The 21,467-nt window shown below is 73.0% G+C and carries 18 protein-coding genes; 7 read left to right on the top strand and 11 right to left on the bottom strand.

The genetic code is table 11. From position 1 onward, the window contains the following. Positions 1 to 31 precede the first annotated feature (31 nt). From SJY07_RS07555 to SJY07_RS07540, 4 genes are all read right to left on the bottom strand, one after another. A complete protein-coding gene (locus tag SJY07_RS07555; protein ID WP_380158139.1) occupies positions 32 to 1,939 on the bottom strand; it encodes an acetyl/propionyl/methylcrotonyl-CoA carboxylase subunit alpha in 1,908 nt (635 codons plus the stop codon). Between the two features lie 61 nt (positions 1,940 to 2,000). Further along, positions 2,001 to 2,636, bottom strand: a complete 636-nt coding sequence (locus SJY07_RS07550) for a Maf family protein (RefSeq protein ID WP_380158137.1) — start codon at positions 2,634 to 2,636, stop codon at positions 2,001 to 2,003. A gap of 42 nt (positions 2,637 to 2,678) precedes the next feature. Continuing rightward, positions 2,679 to 4,328 carry a DUF885 domain-containing protein gene (locus tag SJY07_RS07545; protein WP_380158135.1) on the bottom strand — a complete coding sequence of 550 codons (1,650 nt, stop codon included), beginning with the start codon at positions 4,326 to 4,328 and terminating at the stop codon, positions 2,679 to 2,681. Positions 4,329 to 4,349: 21 nt separating this feature from the next. After that, a complete protein-coding gene (locus tag SJY07_RS07540; protein WP_380158133.1) occupies positions 4,350 to 5,366 on the bottom strand; it encodes an iron-siderophore ABC transporter substrate-binding protein in 1,017 nt (338 codons plus the stop codon). 90 nt (positions 5,367 to 5,456) lie between these two features. Between SJY07_RS07540 and SJY07_RS07535 the strand changes: the two genes are divergently transcribed. After that, on the top strand, positions 5,457 to 6,257 hold the full coding sequence (locus SJY07_RS07535; protein ID WP_328294865.1) for a biotin--[acetyl-CoA-carboxylase] ligase: 801 nt from the start codon (positions 5,457 to 5,459) through the stop codon (positions 6,255 to 6,257). Here the strand turns inward: SJY07_RS07535 and SJY07_RS07530 are convergent. Further along, positions 6,198 to 6,770 (bottom strand): GtrA family protein, encoded by a 573-nt coding sequence (locus SJY07_RS07530; RefSeq protein WP_328294866.1) that lies wholly within the window; start codon positions 6,768 to 6,770, stop codon positions 6,198 to 6,200. The two genes, SJY07_RS07535 and SJY07_RS07530, sit on opposite strands and share 60 nt — an antisense overlap. A gap of 377 nt (positions 6,771 to 7,147) precedes the next feature. On the opposite strand from SJY07_RS07530, the gene SJY07_RS07525 reads away from it, so the two are divergent. Next, positions 7,148 to 8,377 carry a 5-(carboxyamino)imidazole ribonucleotide synthase gene (locus tag SJY07_RS07525; RefSeq protein WP_380158130.1) on the top strand — a complete coding sequence of 410 codons (1,230 nt, stop codon included), beginning with the start codon at positions 7,148 to 7,150 and terminating at the stop codon, positions 8,375 to 8,377. Next, positions 8,374 to 8,895, top strand: coding sequence for a 5-(carboxyamino)imidazole ribonucleotide mutase (purE, locus tag SJY07_RS07520; RefSeq protein ID WP_380158129.1), 522 nt, complete (start codon positions 8,374 to 8,376; stop codon positions 8,893 to 8,895). The genes SJY07_RS07525 and purE overlap by 4 nt, the downstream gene beginning before the upstream one ends. A 291-nt stretch (positions 8,896 to 9,186) precedes the next feature. On the opposite strand, the gene SJY07_RS07515 is transcribed toward purE, so the two are convergent. Beyond that, the gene (locus SJY07_RS07515) at positions 9,187 to 9,645 is read right to left on the bottom strand and encodes a DIP1984 family protein (RefSeq protein WP_328294870.1); all 459 of its coding nucleotides are present in this window, start codon (positions 9,643 to 9,645) and stop codon (positions 9,187 to 9,189) included. 70 nt (positions 9,646 to 9,715) lie between these two features. Here SJY07_RS07515 and SJY07_RS07510 point away from each other — a divergent pair, with 70 nt between their 5' ends. Next, positions 9,716 to 10,981, top strand: a complete 1,266-nt coding sequence (locus tag SJY07_RS07510) for an alpha/beta fold hydrolase (RefSeq protein WP_380158126.1) — start codon at positions 9,716 to 9,718, stop codon at positions 10,979 to 10,981. On the opposite strand, the gene SJY07_RS07505 is transcribed toward SJY07_RS07510, so the two are convergent. Further along, positions 10,978 to 12,465, bottom strand: a complete 1,488-nt coding sequence (locus tag SJY07_RS07505) for a diguanylate cyclase domain-containing protein (protein ID WP_380158124.1) — start codon at positions 12,463 to 12,465, stop codon at positions 10,978 to 10,980. The genes SJY07_RS07510 and SJY07_RS07505 overlap by 4 nt on opposite strands. A gap of 171 nt (positions 12,466 to 12,636) precedes the next feature. On the opposite strand from SJY07_RS07505, the gene SJY07_RS07500 reads away from it, so the two are divergent. Next, positions 12,637 to 14,394, top strand: a complete 1,758-nt coding sequence (locus SJY07_RS07500) for a S8 family serine peptidase (RefSeq protein WP_380158122.1) — start codon at positions 12,637 to 12,639, stop codon at positions 14,392 to 14,394. Between the two features lie 66 nt (positions 14,395 to 14,460). On the opposite strand, the gene SJY07_RS07495 is transcribed toward SJY07_RS07500, so the two are convergent. Beyond that, positions 14,461 to 15,672, bottom strand: coding sequence for an LCP family protein (locus SJY07_RS07495; protein ID WP_380158120.1), 1,212 nt, complete (start codon positions 15,670 to 15,672; stop codon positions 14,461 to 14,463). Positions 15,673 to 15,845: 173 nt separating this feature from the next. Beyond that, a complete protein-coding gene (locus SJY07_RS07490) occupies positions 15,846 to 17,174 on the bottom strand; it encodes a UDP-glucose/GDP-mannose dehydrogenase family protein (protein ID WP_328294875.1) in 1,329 nt (442 codons plus the stop codon). 206 nt (positions 17,175 to 17,380) lie between these two features. On the opposite strand from SJY07_RS07490, the gene SJY07_RS07485 reads away from it, so the two are divergent. Then, positions 17,381 to 18,442: a cell wall-binding repeat-containing protein gene (locus tag SJY07_RS07485; RefSeq protein ID WP_328294876.1), complete on the top strand. Its 1,062-nt coding sequence runs from the start codon at positions 17,381 to 17,383 to the stop codon at positions 18,440 to 18,442. Positions 18,443 to 18,453: 11 nt separating this feature from the next. On the opposite strand, the gene SJY07_RS07480 is transcribed toward SJY07_RS07485, so the two are convergent. Both SJY07_RS07480 and SJY07_RS07475 read right to left on the bottom strand, forming a co-directional pair. After that, positions 18,454 to 18,852, bottom strand: coding sequence for a DUF2304 domain-containing protein (locus tag SJY07_RS07480; protein WP_328294877.1), 399 nt, complete (start codon positions 18,850 to 18,852; stop codon positions 18,454 to 18,456). Between the two features lie 5 nt (positions 18,853 to 18,857). Continuing rightward, positions 18,858 to 19,583, bottom strand: coding sequence for a glycosyltransferase family 2 protein (locus tag SJY07_RS07475; RefSeq protein ID WP_380158116.1), 726 nt, complete (start codon positions 19,581 to 19,583; stop codon positions 18,858 to 18,860). A 59-nt stretch (positions 19,584 to 19,642) separates the two neighbouring features. Here SJY07_RS07475 and SJY07_RS07470 point away from each other — a divergent pair, with 59 nt between their 5' ends. Next, positions 19,643 to 21,463, top strand: coding sequence for an ABC transporter ATP-binding protein (locus SJY07_RS07470; RefSeq protein ID WP_380158114.1), 1,821 nt, complete (start codon positions 19,643 to 19,645; stop codon positions 21,461 to 21,463). Positions 21,464 to 21,467 lie beyond the last annotated feature (4 nt).

The following is a 21,467-nucleotide window of genomic DNA, read 5'->3' as shown; positions in this document are numbered from 1 at the left end:
GCTGCGGGCGGAGTTCCGCGGGGGGGTCAGCTCACGCGTCGAGGATCTCGCAGAGCACGGTACCGGTGGTCGTCGTGTCGCCCTGGGCGGCGGTCAGGCCGGTGATCGTCCCGGCCCTGTGGGCCAGCAGCGGCTGTTCCATCTTCATGGCCTCGAGGACCGCGACGAGCTGGCCCTCGACGACGACGTCACCCTCGGCGACCTCGATCTTGACGATGGTCCCCTGCATGGGGGCGACCAACGCGTTCGGGTTCTGCGCCGAACCACCGCCGGCCTTGGTCTTGCCCTTGCCGCCGCGGTGCGTCGCGGAACGGTAGGCGCGGGCCACGGCGGCCCCCGTGGCGACGCCGGCCCGGGAGATCTCCTGGCCGGCGCGGGAGAGCTGCGCGTTGAACTGCTCGACGGGGAAGGACACCTCGAGGCGCTTCCCGGCGACCTCGACGACGATCGTCTCGCGGTGCTGCGCACCGTCTCCACCGGCCTCCAGCGCACCGGCACCCGGCAGGGTCGAGGCGTCGAAGTCGGTCTCGATCCAGCGGGTGTGGATCGTGAAGTCCTCGCTCTTCGTGGCCGCGAAGGCGGGGTCGGCCACGACCGCGCGGTGGAAGGGGATGACCGTCGGAACCCCCTCGACGGCGAACTCGCCCAGGGCGCGGGCCGCCCGGGCCAGGGCCTGCTCGCGGGTCGCGCCGGTCACGATGAGCTTCGCCAGCAGGGAGTCGAAGTCCTGGGAGATCTCGACGCCGCCGTTGACGGCCACGGCGCGGGGGTCGATCCCGGTGTCGACGCGGACCCCGGGACCGGAGGGGATGGAGAACCGCGTGAGCTTCCCCGGACGGGGCAGGAAGTTCGCCGTCGGGTCCTCGCCGTTGATGCGGAACTCCAGGGAGTGGCCCCGGGTGGCGACCTCGGAGTAGCCCAGGTGCTCGCCGCGGGCGATGCGGAACTGCTCGACCACGAGGTCGAGACCGCTGATCTCCTCGGTGACGGGGTGTTCCACCTGCAGGCGGGTGTTGACCTCGAGGAAGGCCAGCGTCCCGTCGGCCGCGACGAGGAACTCGACGGTCCCCGCCCCGACGTAGCCGGCCTCGCGCACGATCGCCAGCGACGCGCGGCGGAGCTCGGCGTCCTGCTCGGCGCTGAGGAACGGCGCGGGCGCCTCCTCGACGAGCTTCTGGTGGCGGCGCTGCAGCGAGCAGTCGCGCGTGGACACCACGACCGCACCGCCGTGGGCGTCGGCCAGGACCTGGGTCTCGACGTGGCGGGGACGGTCGAGGTAGCGCTCGACGAAGCACTCGCCCCGGCCGAAGGCGGCCTCGGCCTCGCGGACGGCGGAAGCGAACAGCTCGGCGATCTTGTCGCGGTCGCGGGCGACCTTCAGCCCGCGGCCGCCGCCGCCGAAGGCGGCCTTGATCGCGATCGGCAGACCGTGCTCGTCGGCGAAGGCGATGACCTCCTCGGGTCCGTTCACCGGGTCCGGGGTGCCGGCGACCAGCGGGGCCCCGGCGCGGGCGGCCAGGTGACGGGCCGAGACCTTGTCGCCGAGGGCCTCGATCGCGCTGGGCGGCGGGCCGATCCAGGTGAGCCCGGCGTCCATGACCTGCTGGGCGAACCCAGCGTTCTCGGAGAGGAACCCGTAGCCCGGGTGGACGGCGTCGGCGCCGGAGCGCACCGCGACCTCGACGAGCTTGGCCCCGTCGAGGTAGGTCTCCTTGGCGCTGGTCCCGCCCAGGGAGTACGCCTCGTCGGCCATCCGGACGTGCAGCGCGTCGCGGTCCCCCTCGGAGTACACGGCGACCGACTGCAGACCCGCGTCGCGGGCGGCGCGCACCACGCGCACCGCGATCTCGCCCCGGTTGGCGACGAGGACCTTGGTGACCGGACCCGTCACCCGTACCGCAGTCGTCGACGACTCGGTGGACGGTTCGGGGGAGGTCATGCGGCGTCTCCGGAGATCGAGGGGGTGGGGAGGTGCGGGGGTGGCGGGACGAGGGCTGAGACTACCCGCGCGGCGCCCACAAGTCGGTCCACCGGACGCCCGCCTCCCGCGCGAGGTCGCGCAGCAGCGGCAGCGACACCCCCACGACGGCGTGCGGGTCGCCCTCGACCCCACGGACGAACGCCCCACCGAGGCCGTCGAGGGTGAAGGCACCCGCGACGAGCAGCGGTTCACCCGTCGCGACGTAGGCCTCGATCTCGGCGTCGGAGACGTCGGCGAAGTGCACCGTCACGCTGGCGACGCCGCCGATGGTCGCGCCGGAGCCACCCGCGTCGGAGTCCCGGGTGTCGATCAGCCAGTGACCCGTGTGCAGCACCCCGCTACGACCCCGCATGGCCTGCCAGCGGGCGCTCGCGTCGGCGGCGTCGCTCGGCTTGCCGAGGACCTGACCGTCGAAGGCGAGGACGGAGTCGCAGCCCAGGACCAGTGCGTCCTCCGCGACGTCGTCGTGCCCGGCGACGTCCTCGGCCTTCGCCTTGGCCAGGACCAGGCAGACGTCCTCGGCGTCGGTGACGCCGTAGTGCGCGACCACCGCGGGTTCGTCGACCCCCGACACGATGACCTGCGGGTCGATCCCGGCGGAGCGGAGGGTGGCCAGCCGGGCGGGCGAGGCGGAGGCGAGGAGCAGCGACGTCACGCCGTCATGGTTCCACGCCCCGCACCCCGGACCGGCGTCCGCTCAGGCGGGGAGCAGGGCGGAGCGCAGGACGTCGAGGCCGACCGAGCCGACGTCGAGGGCCCGGTGGTGGAAGGTGCGCAGGTCGAAGGAGTCACCGTCGCGGGCGGCGACGTCGTCGCGCAGGGCCGTCCAGAGGCGCTCGCCGACCTTGTAGCTCGGGGCCTGACCGGGCCAGCCGAGGTAGCGGTCGAGCTCGAAGCGCAGGACGTCGGCGTGGTTGCCGGACACCGACTGCAGGAACGCCCACGCCTTCTCGTAGGTCCACTCGCCGCCGCCGACCTCGGCGGGCGCGGGCAGGCCGCAGTGGATCCCGATGTCGAGCACCACGCGGCCCGCGCGCAGCAACTGCCCGTCGAGCATCCCGAGGACCTCGCCCGGGGAGCGCAGGAACCCCAGGTCCTGCATCAGCCGTTCGGCGTAGAGGGCCCAGCCCTCGCCGTGCCCGGAGATCCAGCAGGCCTGCCGTCGCCAGCGGTTCAGGACCGCGGAGTTCACGGCCGTCTGGCCGACCTGCAGGTGGTGGCCGGGAACGCCCTCGTGGTGCACGGTCGTCGCCTCGCGCCACGTCGAGAACGTCGTCTGGCCCGTCGGGACGGCCCACCACATCCGGCCCGGACGGGTGAAGTCCTCGCTGGGGCCGGTGTAGTAGATCCCGCCGCTCGTCGTGGGCGCGATCCGGCACTCGAGGCGGAGGATCTCGGCCGGTATGTCGAAGTGCCTGCCCTGCACGGCGTCGATGGTCTCGTCGGAGCGGTCCTGCATCCACGCGCGGAAGTTCGCGGCCCCCTCCACCACCAGGGCGGGGTCGGCGTCGAGCGCGGCCGCGGCGGCCGCGACGTCGCGGGAACCGGTGATGCGCCGGGCCACGTCGGCCATCTCCGAGCGCAACCGGGCGACCTCCTCCAGGCCCCACGCGTAGGTCTCGTCGAGGTCGATGGTGGCGCCGACGTGGTAGCGCGACCACAACCCGTACCGCTCGCGGCCGATCGCGTCGACGCTCGGCGCCCGGGGCAGGAGTTCTTCGCGCAGGACGTCGGCCAGCCCCGCGTAGGCCCGCGCGGCCAGCTCCCCGGCGCGCTCGACGGCGGCACCGTGGCCCGCGGGGAACGTCGTGAAGAACCCGTCCGGGGCGGCGTAGGACCCGGCCTCGGCGATGCACGCCCGCACCTGGCGGACCGCGGCGACCCGTCCGGTCGCCGCGGCCGCGCGCAGGCTCTCGACGTAGCCGGTGATCGCGTCGGGGAGCGCGGCCAGGCGCTCACCGACGACCTGCCAGTCGGCGTCGGACTCCGTCGGCAGCAGGTCGAAGACCATCCGCAGGTCCTGGACGGGGGAGGCGATGACGTTGAGGTCGCCGAGGGTCTCGCCCGCGTCGTGCAGGGTCACCTCGAGCCCGAGCCGGTCGTTCATCGCGGCCACCGTGACGCGGTCGACCTCGTCCACGACCGGGGTGGCGGCCAGCTCGGCGAGCGTCGAGCGGTTCAGCGCCGCGACCTGCTCCAGACCGGCCGGGGAACGGTCACCGAGACCGGGGGCGGGATCGGGCACCCCCAGCGTGAGGGCGAACGTCGGCTGCAGGCGCAGCACCGTCTCGAGGTGCCCCTCGGCGACCGCGTCGACGGCGGTGGCGGGGCGTCCGGCTCTCTGCACGCCGCGAGACTAGCCGCGTGATCACCCCCGCGCGTTCGCGGCGGCCGCGTCCAGCAACGGCAGCAGGCGTTCCAGCTGCCACGGGATGTTCAGCACCGTCGCCGACGTCGCGCTGACCAGCGACTGGTCCTCGAGCCAGGCGACGGCGTCGGCGGCGACGGCCGGCATCGTCGCGTAGACCGGGTCCGCCCGGAGCTCCTCGCGGGGCATGCCGTAGCCGATGACGAGGTCGGAGTCGACGTCGCGCACGCGTTCCTTGGCGACCTCGGCGTAGAACGTCTGCTCCTGCTCGGCCAGCGCCAGCACGCCCGGGGAGTCGACCAGGCCGAGCTCGTGCAGCATGTCGACGCGCGGGTCACCCGGGAGGTAGACGTAGAGGGTGCCCGGGTCGGCCGAGACGTAGGTGATCGTCCTGCCCCGCAGCGCAGGGTGTGCGGCAGCGCTGTTCGCGAGGTCGTCCTCGGTGTCCGCGACCAGGGCCGCCGCCTCCTCCGTCCTGCCGACGGCCCGGCCGATGAGGGTGGCCTGGTCCTGCCAGGTCGTCAGCCACGGCTGGTCGGGGTAGGCGACCGTGGGAGCGATCCTGCTGAGGGTGGTCCAGTCCTCGGCCGTGATCCCGGAGTACACCGCGAGGACCAGGTCGGGGGCCAGGGCGGTGATCTGCTCGAAGGGGACCTCGCCCGAGGTGGGGTTGGGCAGGAACTCGGTCTGCGCGGCGTCGAAGTGGCCCTCCCACCAGGGGTAGGTGCCGTCCTCGAGTCCGCCGTAGGTGACCTCGGGGACGCCCACCGGTTGCAGCCCCAGCGCCCACAGCGCGTCCTGCGAGCCCCAGCCGAGGCAGACGATCCGGGTCGGGGTGGCCTCGATCGTCGTCGAGCCGAGGGCGTGCTCGATCGTCACCGGGAAGGCCGCGTTGTCGGCACTGCCGGTGCCCGCCGGGGTGCTGCCCGGGTCCTGGGTCGATTCCGCACTGCCGCAGGCGGTCACGAGGGCGGCGAGGGGAGCGGTGGCGAGCAGGGCTCGGCGACTGGGGCGCACGGGGACTCCAGGAGGACAGCGGTGGTCAGGTCAGGCTCACCTCACCACACAACCCCCCGTTCCGGGAAGTCCGGTGCGTAGCGTGGGGCCGTGGACACGCCGTGGACCGACCTGGACCGACCTCCGCTGCGGGCGCTGCCGCTGCGGCGAGCCCTGGTGGGGGACGGGCTCTGGAGCCGTCTCGACCTCGTCGCCACCACCGGCTCCACCAACGCCGACCTGCTCGCCGACACCGACGCGCCCGACGGGGCCGTCCTGGTCGCCGACCACCAGGCCGCCGGGCGCGGGCGCCTGGGCCGGGTGTGGTCGGCACCGCCGCGTTCCGGCCTGGCCGTCTCGGTGCTGCTGCGCCCGCGACGTCCCGTCGCGGACTGGTCGCTGCTGCCGCTCGTCACGGGCCTCGCCGTCGTCGACGCGATGCAGGCCCTCGGGGTGAGCGCCCGGCTGAAGTGGCCCAACGACGTCCTCGTCGAGGGTCCCGACCGGCCGGGGAAGGTCTGCGGGATCCTCGCCGAGGTCCGGGGGGAGCGCGTCGTGCTCGGGGCCGGGATCAACGTCTCGCTGCGCACCGACGAACTGCCCGTCGACACCGCGACGTCGCTGGTGCTGGCCGGGGCGCGCAGCCACGACCGCGACACCGTCCTGCGGCGCTACCTGCGGGCGCTGCGCACCCGCGTCGACGCGTGGGCCGCGGGGGAGTCACCGCTGGGCGACTACCGCGCGCTGAGCGCGACCATCGGCCAGGACGTGCGGGCCCACCTGCCCGACGGATCGGCGCTGGAGGCCCTCGCCGTCGACGTCGACGACGACGGACGGCTGGTCGTGGAGGGGTCAGACGGCGCCCGGACGAGCCTCTCGGCGGCTGACGTCGTCCACCTGCGCCGACGCTGACCCCGCGTGCTGCTGCGGGTGGGCCTCCCAGCCCTCCTCGCCGAGCTCCTCGACGAAGACGAAGCGGCGGTAGGCCCACCAGCGGAACAACGTCCCCAGCGCGACGCCGACGATCTTGGCGGACACGTTGGAGGCGACCGGACCGCGCAGGTCGAGGACGTAGTAGGTGAAGGCCAGGCAGACCAGGGAGATGAGCAGACCGACGCCGTTCATCACGAAGAACAGCACCAGCTCCCGCGGGGCCGAGGCCCGACGGCGGTGCCGGAACGTCCAGTACCGGTTGCCCAGCCAGGCGACCAGGATGCTCAGGACGGTCGAGATGACGTTGGCCGTCAGCGGTTTCGCGTGCAGGACGCCGACGCCGTCGGCACCCGCGTAGCGGAGGAGGTTGAACACCCCGAAGTCGGTGACGAAGGCGACCCCGCCGACGATGCCGAACTTCGCGGCCTCGCGCGCCAGCACCTCGTAGGTGTCGCGCAGACGGCGCACCAGCCCCTGGTCGTTCCTGCTCACGCTGCTGTTCCCGCCCTCTCGCTCGTCCGTGCCACCCGTCCCGGGCCGTTGCCCGTGCACCGGTGCGGCCACGCAGTCTGACGCGTCAGGCTGGGAACCGGCTCCAGGTCAGCCTTCGGAGCGGGCCCGCGTGTCGGATGGGACCGACCTCGGCTCGAGGTGGTCCTCCATCTTCATCGCTCCGACGATCCCGATGACGACGAACGTCACGCAGGCGATCACGGTGAACAACTGGACTTCCCCCTCCGTGGGCACGCCCCGCAGGCAGCGGAACGGTGCGACCAGGGTGACTCACCCCACGAGAGGTGGCATCCCAGAGGTCCATCGGCACCCGTCGGGTACGGCTGAGCGGATCCGGTGGCCTACCCTCGGCGAACGTGTCGACCCTCGGTTCGCGACCCGACCCCGCCCCCTACGCCCGACCCGGTGGGTTCCCCGTCGTCGGGGTCGTCGGCGGGGGCCAGCTGGCCCGGATGATGCAGCCCCCCGCCATCGCCCTCGGGCTGCGGTTGCGGGTGCTGGCCGAGGGCCCCGACGTCAGTGCGGCGCAGGTCATCACGCCCGCCCCGATCGGTGCCGCCGACGACCTCGAGGCGCTCGTCGCGTTCGCCTCCGAGTGCGACGCCGTCACCTTCGACCACGAGCACGTCCCCACCGCGGGACTGCGCGCGATGGCCGAGGTGACCTCCGTGCAGCCCGGGGCCGACGCCCTCGTGCACGCCCAGGACAAGATCGTCATGCGCGAGAAGCTCACCGAGCTCGGGGTCCCGTGCCCCCGCTGGGCCCGCGTCGGCGACCGCGCGCAGGTCGAGGAGTTCGCCGCGCAGACCGGTTGGCCGGTCGTGCTGAAGACCCCGCGCGGTGGCTACGACGGCAAGGGCGTCCTCGTCCTCGACTCCCCGGAGGACCCCGCCTGGACCACGGCCGACGGGTGGTTCGCGGACTGGGCCGAGCGGGGTCCGCTGCTGGCCGAGGAACACGTCCCCTTCACCCGCGAGCTCGCGGCCCTCGTCGTGCGCAGCCCGTCCGGGCAGGCCGCGGCCTGGCCCGTCGTCGAGACCGTCCAGCGCGACGGCGTCTGCCACGAGGTCACCGCCCCGGCCCCCGACCTCGACGACGAGCTCGCCGCCCGGCTCACCGGGATCGCGCTGAGCATCGCGGGCGGTCTCGGCGTCACCGGAGTGCTGGCCGTCGAGGTGTTCGAGGTCGTGCGTGACGGGCGCCCGACCGTCCTCGTCAACGAACTCGCGATGCGCCCGCACAACTCGGGCCACTGGACCATCGACGGGTCGCAGACCAGCCAGTTCGAGAACCACCTGCGGGCCGTGCTCGACCTCCCGCTGGGGTCCACCGCGGCCCGCGACCCGTGGACGGTCATGGTGAACGTGCTGGGGCCGCGAGAGATCGAGTCCCGCCACGAGGACCTGTACCGCTCCTACCTGCACGTCATGGCCCACGACCCGGGCGTCAAGGTGCACCTGTACGGCAAGGAACAACGGGCCGGCCGCAAGCTCGGCCACGTCACCGTCCACGGTGACGACCTGGACACCGTCCGCGCGCGTGCCCGGCACGCGGCGGCCTTCATCGCTGGGGAGATCGACGAATGAGCGCAGTGCGTGTGGGACTCGTCATGGGTTCCGACTCCGACTGGCCCGTGATGGAGGAGGCCGCCAAGGCCCTCGACGAGTTCGCCGTCGGCTACGAGGCCGACGTCGTCTCCGCGCACCGGATGCCGCAGGACATGATCGCCTGGGGTTCCGCCGCCGCCGAGCGCGGCCTGCAGGTCGTCATCGCCGGGGCCGGCGGGGCCGCCCACCTGCCCGGCATGCTCGCCAGCGTCACGCCGCTGCCCGTCATCGGCGTCCCCGTCCCGTTGCGTCACCTCGACGGCATGGACTCGCTGCTCTCCATCGTCCAGATGCCGGCCGGGGTTCCCGTCGCGACGGTGTCCATCGGCGGCGCCCGCAACGCGGGTCTGCTGGCCGTGCGGATCCTCGCGGCGACCGACACCGACCTGCGCGCCCGGATGGTGGAGTTCCAGGAGTCGTTGCGCCAGAGCGCCTACGACAAGGGCTCGGCGTTGCGCGCGCGGACCCGCCGGGGTGGGGTGGGTTTCGGCGGCTGACCCCCGCTGCGCCCAGCTGGAGTGGAGCGTTCGGCGGCTCCCAGGTGTTCCTGGAGCCGCCGAACGCTCCACTCGACGCTTCGGCGGGGTCCCCTGACCCACCCTCACCGGACGGACCGACACACGGTGGTGCTGCGTACTGGGTGCACGGTGGACTGTGCGCGGTGCTGGGCTGCGCGGTGCACGGAGAGTCGAACTCCAGGCTGCCCTCCACCCCCATCGGTTGGCCGGGGTGCCCGCCGGCCATCGGGTCGTGTCCGCTCCCGTCCGGTTACCGACTTCCCGCCTCGATCAGTCAAGCAGTTCGTGCGTCCAGTTCGCCTCCTGGATGCGGCCTTCCAGGGTGCGCAGCGTGCGGGCCACCTCGTCGGCCTGCGACCGCAGTTCGCCCACCGGCAAGGCCTTGAGCTGCCGCAGTTCGCTGCGCAGGTGACGCAGGCTGCTGCCCGCCGCGGCGTCCGCGGCCGACACGAGCAGGGCGTGGCGCATCCGCAGGACGTCGCGGGCCGCGAGCGCGTCCGTCATCGACCCGTCCGGGCCGAGGTCGACCTGGGAGTTGGTGCGGTTGATCCGGGTGATGAGGTTCTGCAACCGGGTGAGCACGTGCCCGGCCTCCACGAGCAGGGCGGCGGCGTCCTCGGCAGGCTCCTCACCCTCCTGGTACCTGGCGTTGGCGGTGATGCGGGCCCGCAACTGCTCCACCCGGCGCTGGGCGTCCGCGCGCTCGGTCAGTCCCTCGGCGATCTTCACGGCTGCGACCCTAGGCGCCGGCGCGGGTCTCGTCGACGGGGTCGCACCGCCCTGTGGGTACGGTCGGGCGGTGAGTCTGCACACCGAGTCCCACCGCGTCGACGGTCACGACGTCCACGAGCACGTCCTCACCGTCCCCCTGGACCACCGGGGTTCCGACCCCGGGAGCATCGAGGTGTTCGCCCGCGAGTACGTCCGCGACGGGCAGCGTGACGCCCCGCGGCTGGTGTTCTTCCAGGGCGGGCCGGGAAACCCCGCGAACCGGCCGGAGGTGGTCGGTGGCTGGCTGGAGCGGGCGCTCGAGGAGTTCCGCGTGGTGCTGCTGGACCAGCGCGGCACGGGCCGGTCCACCCCGCTGGACCGCCAGAGCCTCGCCGAGGTGGGTTCCCCGCCCGACCAGGCCCGCTACCTGAGGCACTTCCGCGCCGACTCCATCGTGGCCGACGCCGAACTGCTGCGCCTCGCGCTCGGCGACGACACCTGGGCCGCGCTGGGCCAGAGCTACGGCGGGTTCTGCCTCACGACCTACCTCTCGCAGGCCCCGCAGGGTCTGCGCGAGGTGTTCATCACGGCCGGCCTCCCGGGGATCGCCACGACCGCCGACGACGTGTACCGCGCGACGTACGCGCAGACGGCCGTGCGCAACGCCGAGTTCTTCGCCCGCTACCCCCGCGATCTGGGTGTGGCGCAGGCGGTCGCCGACCACCTCGAGCAGCAGGAGGAACTCCTGCCGAGCGGGGAGCGGCTCAGCGCCCGGCGGTTCGCGACCATCGGCATCGCCCTGGGGCAGGTGTCCGGTTTCGACGCCCTGCACTTCGCGCTGGAGGACCCGTTCACGCGCAGCGGCCGGTTGCGCGAACGGTTCCTGCTCGAGATGGGGCGACGGCTGTCCTTCGCGGCGCACCCGCTCTACGCGGTGGTCCACGAGAGCATCTACGCCCAGGGGGCGGCGACGAACTGGGCCGCGCAGCGGGTGCGGGCGGAGTTCCCGCGCTTCGACCTCTCCAGTGGTTTCGCCTTCACCGGTGAGCACGTCTACCCCTGGCAGTTCGAGGAGGACCCCGCGCTGGTCCCGTTGCGCGGGGCCGCCGACCTGCTGGCCGCGGACGCCGACCTCCCGCCGCTCTACGACGCGGACGTGCTGGCCGGGAACACCGTCCCCGTCGCGGCCGCGGTCTACGTCGACGACATGTTCGTGCCCTACGCGTCCTCCCGGGCGACCGCCGCGGCGATCCGGGGTGCGCGCACCTTCGTGACGAACGAGTACCAGCACGACGGTCTGCGGATGGACGGGCGGCGGCTGCTGGACGTGCTGTTCGGTCTGGCGCGTCGTTAGGGCGTCGCGAAGGTGTGGAAGCGGTTCTTGCCGCCCACCTTCGCCGTGTACATGGCGTGGTCGGCGTTGCGCAGCAGCCGGTGCGCGTCGACGTCCGGCCCGGCCAGCGCCAGCCCGACGCTGATCCCCACCTGCACGGTGCGGCCGTCGAGGGCGATCGGTTCGCTGACCCGGTCCACCACCCGGTGCGCGACGGCGGTCGCGACCTGGAGGACGTCGCCCTCGGGGATCCGCAGCAGGACGACGAACTCGTCGCCGCCCAGGCGGGCGCAGAGGTCACCCGGACGCAGCGTGCGGCGCAGGCGGTCCGCGACCCGGCGCAGGAGTTCGTCGCCCGCCGCGTGGCCGAGTTCGTCGTTGACGGGTTTGAACCCGTCGAGGTCGCAGAACAGCACGGCCGTGCCGTCCGCGCCGGCGCGCAGCTCCTGCTCCAGGGCCAGGGTGAACGTCGAGCGGTTCGCGAGACCCGTGAGCCCGTCGGTGCGGGCGGCCCGGACGAGGTCGTCGTGCTGCTCCCGACCGCGCAGCGCCAGGACCGCCTGCTGCGAGACCGCCCGGACGGCGGTGGACACCTCGCCGGAGGAGGTGCGCGAGGACTCGCCGACGACGATCCACCGCGTCGGTCGTCCGCCCGGGGCGGGCAGGGCGAGGCTGATCCAGCGGTCCGCGTGGCCGACCTGCTGCAACCGCTGCAGCAGCGGACCGCTCACGGGAGCGGGTTCGTCGGTGCCGGCGAGGGCGTCGCGGTCCCACGGTGTGGAAGCGGGTAGTTGCAGACCCGTGGAGGTGTGGACCGCGGTCCGCCCCGCGCGCTCCTCGACGCCGAGGGCGTGGCTGCCCGGCGTGGCGGAGCAGACGGCTTCCGTCGCGACCCAGGCCAGACGCACGATCTCCTCCCGGGTGGTCGCGGTCAGCAGGGCGGCGCTGAGACCGGCCAGTGCGGCCTGGCGTCCGGTCGCCTGCTCCCGGGCGAAGAGGCTCCCGGCCAGGTGGCGGGCCACCGCGCTGATGAGCAGCGTCAGCGGCAGCGGGCCGAGCAGACCGCCGACCACGACGGACCCGGGATGGCCGGGCAGCAGCGGCCAGGTGACCAGGGAGGTCAGCAGGGCACCGGCGACGAGGACCGCGTGGACCACCCCGCACCGCCACGAACCGTAGACGGCGCGTTGCCACATGGCGGTGAAGGCGAAGCCGAAGGCGAGCTGCGGGGAGCTCGCGCAGGCCGCGAACGCGGCCGACGCCGCGGCCTCGAGCAGGTCGGTGTACCAGTGGGCCGCGGCCACCCGGTACCGGCGGAGCCAGACCGCGCAGAGAACGGTGCTCGCCAGGGCGAGACCTACCAGGGTGCTCCCGCGTTCGCCCACGACGGCGCCCGGCAGCGTGAGGGCCAGCGAGACCAGGGCCGAGCCGCAGAAGAGCCAGCGGGTCCGGGCGATCAGTCCCTCGGGCCGACGCAACGCCCGGCGCAGCACAGGACGGGTCACACGGAGGTCATCGACGTCCCGCCGGTGGTCCTTGACCGCCCAGCGGATCCCGCGGGGACTGAGACCGTCACTCTGGCCCCTCGTGTCTCAGGTTGCTCACGCTCAACCCTTGTCTGTGAGCACTCTGAGCACCAAACTCGGCCTCGTTCGTCCACCGAATCTGGAGGCCCCGTGCGCAAGATCGTCCTGTCGGCCGCGATGAGCACCGCGCTCCTCGCGACGACGCTCGCGGTGACGCAGTCGTCATCGTCGGCTCAGTCCGCCACCCCCGCCACCACCCGCACGACGAAGACCACCACCACCGCGGCCCAGTACGTCGTCCTCTACGACGCCGGCGTCAGCGACGCCCTGGCCCGCACCTCGATCGCCGCGGCCGGGGGCACCGTGCTCTCCAGCAACGCCGAGGTCGGCTACGCGCTGGTCTCCAGCGACGCCGCCGACTTCGTCGAGAAGGCCGGTTCCGCCCTCGGCCTGGTCGGAGCCGCGAAGAACCGCAGCATCGGTGAGGCGCCCGCCGACACCGTCGCCGACGCCGCCTCCGTCGTGGAGAAGCTCACCGCGTCCGAGCGTGCGCAGGTGCAGGCGAACGTGGACCTCAAGTCCCTCGCCACCCGCAAGCCCAAGGACGAACCGCTGGCCCCGCTGCAGTGGGACATGGCCGCCATCGGCGCCACCAGCGACGGCTCGTACGCGACCCAGCCCGGCACGAAGAAGGTCACCGTCGGGATCATCGACACCGGCGTCGACGGCACCCACCCCGACATCGCGCCGAACTTCGACGCCGCGGACAGCCGCAACTTCGTCACCGACATGCCCGACCTCGACGGTCCCTGCGAGGTCGCGACCTGCGTCGACCCCGTCGACGTCGACGACGACGGCCACGGCACCCACGTCGCCAGCACCATCGGCGCCCCCATCAACGGCCTCGGGATGGCCGGTGTCGCCCCCAAGGTCAACCTCGTGAACATCCGCGCGGGCCAGGACTCCGGGTACTTCTTCCTCCAGCCCACCCTCGACGCGCTCACCTACGCCGGTGACGCCGGCGTCGACGTCGTCAACATGAGCTTCTACGTCGACCCGTGGCTCTACAACTGCCAGGCGAACCCGGCCGACTCGCCCGCCGAGCAGCAGCAGCAGCGCGTCGTCGTCGCCGCCGTCCAGCGCGCGATCGACTACGCCCGCAGCAAGGGCGTCCTGCCGGTGTCCGCGTCCGGCAACGAGTCGACCGACCTCGGCGCCCCCGGCGTCGACTCGACCAGCCCCGACTACCCGGTCGACGCCGACGGCAACCCGACCCAGGCCCGCGACCGCACCATCGACAACGCCACCTGCCTCAACGTGCCCGCCGAGAACGACGGCGTCGTCACCGTGAACTCGACCGGCCCGTCCGGCCGGAAGGCGTACTACTCCAACTTCGGCACCGAGCAGTCCGACGTCTCCGCCCCCGGTGGCGACGCCTACGACACCCCCGACCAGCGGGTCAGCCCCGACGGGGAGATCCTCGCGGCCTACCCGGAGGCGCTCGCCATCGCCAGCGGTGACGTCGACGAGAACGGCGAACCCACCAGCCCGTTCGTGATCCGCGAGGTCACCAAGGACGGCCGCAACGCGTACTACCAGTACCTGCAGGGCACCTCGATGGCGTCCCCGCACGCAGCCGGTGTCGCGGCCCTCATCGTCAGCCAGTACGGCAAGCCCGACAAGGCCCACCCCGGCACCCTGACGCTGGACCCGGACCTCACCCAGGCGATCCTGCTCGGGACGGCCACGGACACCCCGTGCCCGGTGCCGGCGGAGTTCACCTACCGTCGCGTGTCGGCGACCGCGGGGGAGAGCACCACCACCGCGACCTGCGCCGGACCGGCCGACGACAACGGCTTCTACGGCGAGGGGATCGTGAACGCCCAGACCGCGGTCTCCGCGTTCTGAGGTCAGTCCTCCCGCACGCACCACGACCCCGCCGACCGCACCTGCGGTCGGCGGGGTCTTCGGGTCTCAGGCCGCCAGCGACTTCAGGGCCGCGGTGTCGTCCTTCTTGAGGTCCTCGAACATCTCCAGCGCCTTGTCGGTGTTCCACTTCACGGCCAGGCCGTGGGCGGTCCGCAGGTTCGGGTCGGAGACGGGGACCGTCATCGAGATCCCCGAGGCGCTCGACGCGCCGCGCATGCCCTGCAGGAACTTCACCAGGTCCCCGATCCCGGCGTCCTCGTCCAGCGTCACCGCGGAACCGCCGGAGGAGGCCAGCGGGAAGGCCTTGAACGGGTTCAGCAGCGTCGCCGGGCTGGCCGCCTTCGAGATGATCGCCGCGAGGAGTTCGCGCTGACGCACGGCGCGACCGAGGTCGCCCTGGACGTCGGAGTAGCGGTACCGGGCGTAGCCCAGCGCGGTCCTGCCGTCCATCTGCTGGCAGCCGGCCTGGATGTCCAGCCCCGCCCGCACGTCGTCGACGGCCTGCGTCGGGCACATCTGCACGCCGCCGACGGCGTTGACGATCTGGGCGAACCCGCCGAAACCCGTCTCGACGTAGTGGTCGATGCGCAGCCCGGAGACGTTCTCGATCGTCTGCATCAGCAGGGGAGCGCCCCCGATCGAGAACGCCGCGTTGATCTTGTTGCTGTCGTGGCCCGGGATCGGCACGTAGGAGTCGCGCGGGATGCTGATGAGCGCCGCGGGCCCGCCGCCGTCGGGGACGTGCAGCAGCATGATCGTGTCGGTGCGCTGACCGGAGATGTCCGTACCGCCCGCGGAGTACTCCGCGATCTCCTCCGGGGACAGGCCGTCGCGGGAGTCGCTGCCGACGATGAGGTAGGTCGTCCCCGGGGTCGCCGCCGGCCGTGCCCCCGTGGAGGCCGCGGCCACCTGGTTCACCGCGGACCAGCCGCGCCAGGTCAGCGCCAACGGGTAGGCGACCGCGAGGACGACGAGGACGGCCACGATCCCGAGGACCCGGCGGCGACGGCGGACGTTGCGGCGCGGCCGGGACCGGGGCTCGCGGGGTTCTCGCGGTTCCCGGGGTTCACGCGGTTCGCGCGCGGTCTGCGGGGCCGGCGCGGCGGGTTCGTGGAGGTCGAGGAGGCGCTGTTCGCGCCCGGGGGTCTGCGCCGCCGGCCTCGGGGGGGCGGGACGTCGCGACGGGCGGCCGTAGGTCGTGGAGTGCCACTGCTCGCCGCGGTCGGCGGTGTCGTCGTTCGGCGGCTCGGCGGGCATTGCTCCACCGTACGGCGCTCGGTGCGCCGGATCCGGTACCCGCGACACGCCCGCACGCGGGCCTCACGCTTCGCTCACATCCGGGCCCCCGACGCCAAGAACCCTCCCCACCCCGCGAGCGCCCGGAACGGGGGCTGCGCCGGGCGGGAAGGGTCCTTCCCACGGGTGGTGCGTCAGGCGCGCGGGCGGCCCAGCGCGCGGTACGTCCAGCCGGCGTTGCGCCAGCGCGAGGGGTCGAGGGCGTTGCGGCCGTCGAGGATGCGCTTCTCCTTGACCAGCCCGGCGATGGTGGCCGGTTCCAGGTCGCGGTACTCCTTCCACTCCGTCAGGAGCAGGACGACGTCGGCGCCGCGGACGGCCTCCTCGACGGTGTCGGCGTAGGAGATGTCCGGGACGGCCTTGCGGGCGTTGTCCAGGGCCGCGGGGTCGGTCAGGACGACGTCGCCGCCCTGGAGGCGGATCTGCGCGGCCACGTTGAGGGCGGGGCTGTCGCGGATGTCGTCGGAGAGCGGCTTGAACGCCGCACCGAGGACGGCGACGCGCTTGCCGATGAGCGAGCCCTCGCAGACCTCGCGGGCCAGGTCCACCATGCGGATCCGGCGGCGCATGTTGATGGAGTCGACCTCGCGCAGGAACGTCAGCGTCTGGTCGGCGCCGAGCTCCCCGGCGCGGGCCATGAAGGCGCGGATGTCCTTGGGCAGGCAGCCCCCGCCGAAGCCGAGGCCGGCGTTGAGGAACTTGCGCCCGATCCGGTCGTCGTGCCCGATGGCGTCGGCGAGCTGGGCGACGTCGGCGTTGACCTTCTCGCAGAGCTCGGCCATCGCGTTGATGAAGGAGATCTTGGTGGCGAGGAAGGAGTTGGCGGCGACCTTGACCAGCTCGGCGGTCTGGTAGTCGGTGACGATCAACGGGGTGCCCCGCTTCAGCGGCGTGGCGTAGACCTCGTCGAGGAGGGCCTTGGCGGCCTTGCCCTCGGTCGTGGTCTGGCCGCCGGAGACGCCGTAGACGAGGCGGTCGGGGGTCAGGGTGTCCTCGACGGCGTGACCCTCGCGCAGGAACTCGGGGTTCCAGGCCAGGCCGGCGCCCGGGGCCTTGTCGAGGACCTTGGCGGCCAGGCGGGTCGCCGTGCCGACGGGGACGGTGGACTTGCCGATGACGAGTTCGCCGGCGGCGACGTAGGGGAGGAGTCCGTCGACCGCGGCGTCGACGTACTTCATGTCCGCGGCGAACTCGCCCTTCTTCTGGGGTGTGCCCACGCACACGAAGTGCACGGCCGACCCGGCCGCCTCGGCCATGTCGGTGGTGAACTTCAGTCGGCCGGTGGCCATGGTGCGCTCGAGCAGTTCGGGCAGGCCCGGCTCGAAGAACGGCGCACGAGCGGCCTGGAGGGCCGCGATCTTCTCAGGGTCCACGTCGATCCCGATGACGTCGTGTCCCAGCTCCGCCATGCATGCCGCATGGACGGCTCCGAGGTATCCGCACCCGATGACAGTCATCCGCATGGAGCGCACAGTAGCGATACGTGAGCGGTGAGAGAACTCTTGACTCCATCCGTGGCGGTGTGCGTGCCTGCTTCGGGGGGCTCAGGAGGTGGGTTCGTGCAGGAGTGGTGAGGGAGGTCACGGCGGCGCGTGACACTCTGTGCCTCAAGATTCGGCCGTCAGAGGTCGAAGACTGGAGCCACGGCACGTCCCACCGGAAGGTCACCATGCGCTTGCGTCCTCGCACCCTCGGCCTCGCGGCCGCCCTCGCGGTCAGCTCGGCCCTCGTGGCGGGTGCCGCTCCCGCGACGGCTTCCCCGGGAGTCGACCTGAAGGCGGCGGCGACCAGCCGCGTCTACGGGGCCGACCGCATCGGCACCGCCGTCGCCGCCTCGAAGTCCTTCACCGGACAGGGGGCCGACGCCGTCGTCCTGACCCGCTCCGACACCTTCGCCGACGCCCTCGCGGGTGCGCCGCTGGCCTCGGACAAGGGCGGCCCGCTGCTCATGACGCCTCGCACCAGCCTCGACCCCGGCGTCGCCGCGGCGATCAAGGACGAGCTGAAGCCCGGCGGCACCGTCTACCTCCTCGGTGACGCCAACGCCCTCTCCGCCGACGTCGAGAACTCCGTCAAGGCCCTCGGCTTCCCGACGGTCCGCCTCTTCGGCTCCGACCGCTTCGGCACCGCCGTCGCGATCGCCAAGCAGCTGCCGTCGGCCACGAGCGTCTCGGTCGTCACCGGCTGGAACTTCCCCGACGGCCTCGCCGCCGGTGCCCTCATGGGGGTCGTCGACACCGACTCCGGTCACAGCATCGGCGCGGTCCTGCTCTCCGACGGCAACAACCTCGGCGCGAGCACCCAGGGCTACCTGGACTCCCGTCGGTTCAGCACCAAGATCGCCGTCGGCGGGACCGCCGTCACCGCCGTCACCAAGTACCAGACCGGCTGGTCGCAGCTCGCCGGCAACGACCGCTACGAGACGGCGTCGCTGGTCGCCAAGCAGTTCACCTCCACCGCGTACTTCCAGGACGCCACCGAGATCATCGGTGTCGCCACCGGTGAGAACTGGCCCGACGCCCTGGCGGGCTCGGCGCTGCTCGCCTACGGCGGTGGCCCCATGCTGCTGACCGCGAAGGGCTCGCTGCCCGCCAGCACCCGGTCCGCGATCGACGCGCTCAAGGCCGACGCGGCCACCGAGGGCACGTCCATCCAGAAGGTGCTCGTCTTCGGTGACGAGAACTCGGTGTCGGCCGGCGCCTACGACGCGATCGTCTCCGCCGTCGGCTGAGGCGGTACCCGTCAGGCAGGCCCGTCGCGCTCGTCGCGACGGGCCTGTTCGCGTGCCGGTTCCTGGCGCCGGGCCTGTTCCGGGGTCACGGCCTCGTCGAGGGCCAGGCGACGGGCGAGCTGGGTGATGGTCTCCTCCAGGTGGCGCGAGCGCCGGTAGGAGGAGACGACGAACCCGAGGAACGCGATCACCAGCCCGTAGAGCAGCAGGTCCGCCCCCCGGCCCACGCCGACGGCGTTCGCGACGTCCGTGACGGCCCCCGGGACGAGGATGCTGGCGACGGCCAGCGCGACCAGCGCCCCGAGCAGCAACCGGCGGATCGCCTGGTGACGGGCTCCGGCGGTGGAGCGGACGAGGACCACGCCGACGACGAGCACGACGACGATGAGCAGGACCTGGATGGCGAGCACGCGGTCTACCCCAGCAGCGTTTCGACGAGGATGTTGATGCTGTTCAGCAGCGACTGACCCTTGGAACGGGAGTAGTCGGTGTAGAGCACGTGGACGGGGTGCTCGGCCCAGCGCAGGTCGCTGCGCCCGACCTGGTGGACGATCTCGCTGGCGTGGGCCATCCGGTTGTGCCGGATGCGCAACGTCGCGGCGCCCGTGCGCGAGAGCACCCGCAACCCGTTGTGCGCGTCGGTCAGGCGCATCCCCGTCGTCCGGTTCGTGTAGACGACCGCGGCGCGCAGCACCAGGCGCCGCAACGGGTCCAGCTCGGTGCGCCGGTCCAGGAAGCGCGACCCGAAGACGACGTCGAGGTGCTCGCGCTCCAGGCGGGCGACCATCGCCGCGGCGTCCTCGACGCGGTGCTGGCCGTCGGCGTCGAAGGTGACGACCGAACGCGTCGACGGATCGCGCAGCGCGTAGGCGATGCCCGTCTGCAGGGCCGCGCCCTGGCCGAGGTTCACCGCGTGCCGCACGACCACGGCGCCCGCGTCCTGCGCCGCGGCGGCGGAGTCGTCGGTGCTGCCGTCGTCGACGCAGACCACGTGGTCGAACCGTTCGCGCAGCCCGCGCACGACGTCGCCGACGACGCTGGCCTCGCAGAACAGCGGGATGACCACCCACGTGCCGGGGAACCCGGGCGTGCACGGATCGACCGGGGAGTCGGTCGCGGGGACGTTCGATGAGGTGTTCACGGCCCGTCCATCATGGCTGCTCGCCGCCGTCGATCGGCGCATCGGCGAGGATGGCGCGCGTGAAGTCCCTGCTGTCGACCGTCCGCGCCCTGCTCGCCCTCCTCCCGGCGGGGAGTTCGCGGTTCGTGACGGCCTACTGCACCGCCCAGGCCCTGCTCTCCGTCTTCGACGTCGTCGCGCTCGGTCTGCTGGCCGTCCTGCTGCCCGCCGCGGTCAGCGGGAACGGGCAGCTGGCGATCGCGATCCCCTTCCTCGGCTCGGCCATCACCACGACCCAGCTCATCGTGCTGATCTGCGTCGCGAGCCTGCTGCTGGTGCTGAAGTCGCTGACCCAGCTCGCCCTGGTGCGCTGGGGGGTGATCCGCTTCGCCGAGCACGAGGTCGACGTCGCCGACCGGCTCGTGCGCTCCTACCTGTCGGCGTCGTGGGCCTACCGGCTGCGGGCGAGTTCGGCGCGCGCGGTCCGCACGGTCGACGAGTCGCTGAACCAGTCCTTCAACGGGTTCCTCATGCCGTTCTCCAGCCTCGTCGCCGAGGTCGCCTCGTTGTTCGCGGTGGGGATCGTCGTCCTCGTCGCGGCCTGGCAGACGGCGATCGTGGCCGCCGTCTACTTCGGGCTCGTCGCCGTCCTGCTCTACTCCGTCATCGCCAAGCGGGCCGCCGCGGCGGGACGCACCGCCACGGCCGCCAGCGTCGACACGATCCGCCTCGTGCAGGAGTCGTTCGCGACGACGAAGGAGATCACCCTGCGCGGTCGCGGCGACCAGCTCGCCGGGGTCGCGCGCGAGGTCCGCACGGGCAGCGCCCGGGCGCGCGGGATGGCGTTCTTCTACTCCGTCGGGCCGCGCTTCGTCCTGGAGGCGGCCCTGCTGGGCGGGTTCCTCGTCGTCGGTGGGATCGCGGTGCTCACCCAGGGCGTGACCGAGGCGGTGTCGGCGATCGGCCTCTTCGCCGTCGCCGGGTTCCGCGTCGTGCCGTGCCTGACCCGGCTGCAGTCGGTCTTCGCGACGATGCACGCCCACGAGCCGAACGCCCAGGAGGTCCTGGAGGCGCTGCGCGAGACCGGCGCCTCCCACGGTGCCGCCCGCTTCGCCCCGGTCGACCCGCGCGGACTGCCGGCCGGCGCCGTGGCCATCGACCTCCTCGACGTCACCTTCACCTACCCCGGCAGCGACCGTCCCGCCCTGGACGGGGTGTCGATCACGGTGCCCGCGGGGTCCCGCGTCGCCGTCGTCGGCCGCTCCGGCTCGGGGAAGTCCACCCTCGTCGACCTGGTGCTGGGGCTGCTCACGCCGTCCTCGGGGCAGCTGCTCGTCGGCGGCAAGCCGTTCGACGAGGTCGCCGCGGCGTGGCGCGCGCGGGTCGGCTACGTGCCGCAGGAGGTCGCGCTGCTCGACGCCGACGTGGCCCGCAACGTCGCGCTGTCCTGGCGCGACGAGGATGTCGACGTCGCCCGGGTCGAGCAGGTCCTCGCGGCCGCGCAGCTCAGCGACGTCGTCGCCGGTCTGCCCCAGGGCGTGCACACGCCGGTGGGGGAGCGCGGGTTGCGGCTCTCCGGCGGGCAGCGGCAGCGGCTGGGGATCGCGCGGGCCCTCTACGCCGACCCGAAGGTCCTCGTCCTCGACGAGGCGACGTCGGCGCTGGACGCCTCGACGGAGGCCGCGGTGACCGCGACGGTCGCCGCGCTGCGTTCGGAGGTGACGGTCCTGGTGGTCGCGCACCGGCTCGCGACGGTGCGCGACTGCGACGCGGTGGTGCTGCTGGAGGAGGGGCGCGTCGTCGACGTGGGGACGTTCGACGAGGTCGTCGCGCGGGTCCCGGACTTCGCGCGCCAGGCCCAGCTCTCGGGCCTGGCGAGTGATCACGAGATCGCTGGGTAGGGTC

The organism is Kineococcus sp. R86509, assembly GCF_042466365.1.
Taxonomy (GTDB): Bacteria; Actinomycetota; Actinomycetes; order Actinomycetales; family Kineococcaceae; genus Kineococcus.
Note: the sequence above shows the minus strand (reverse complement) of the source record. Positions and strands in the feature narration are given on the sequence as shown.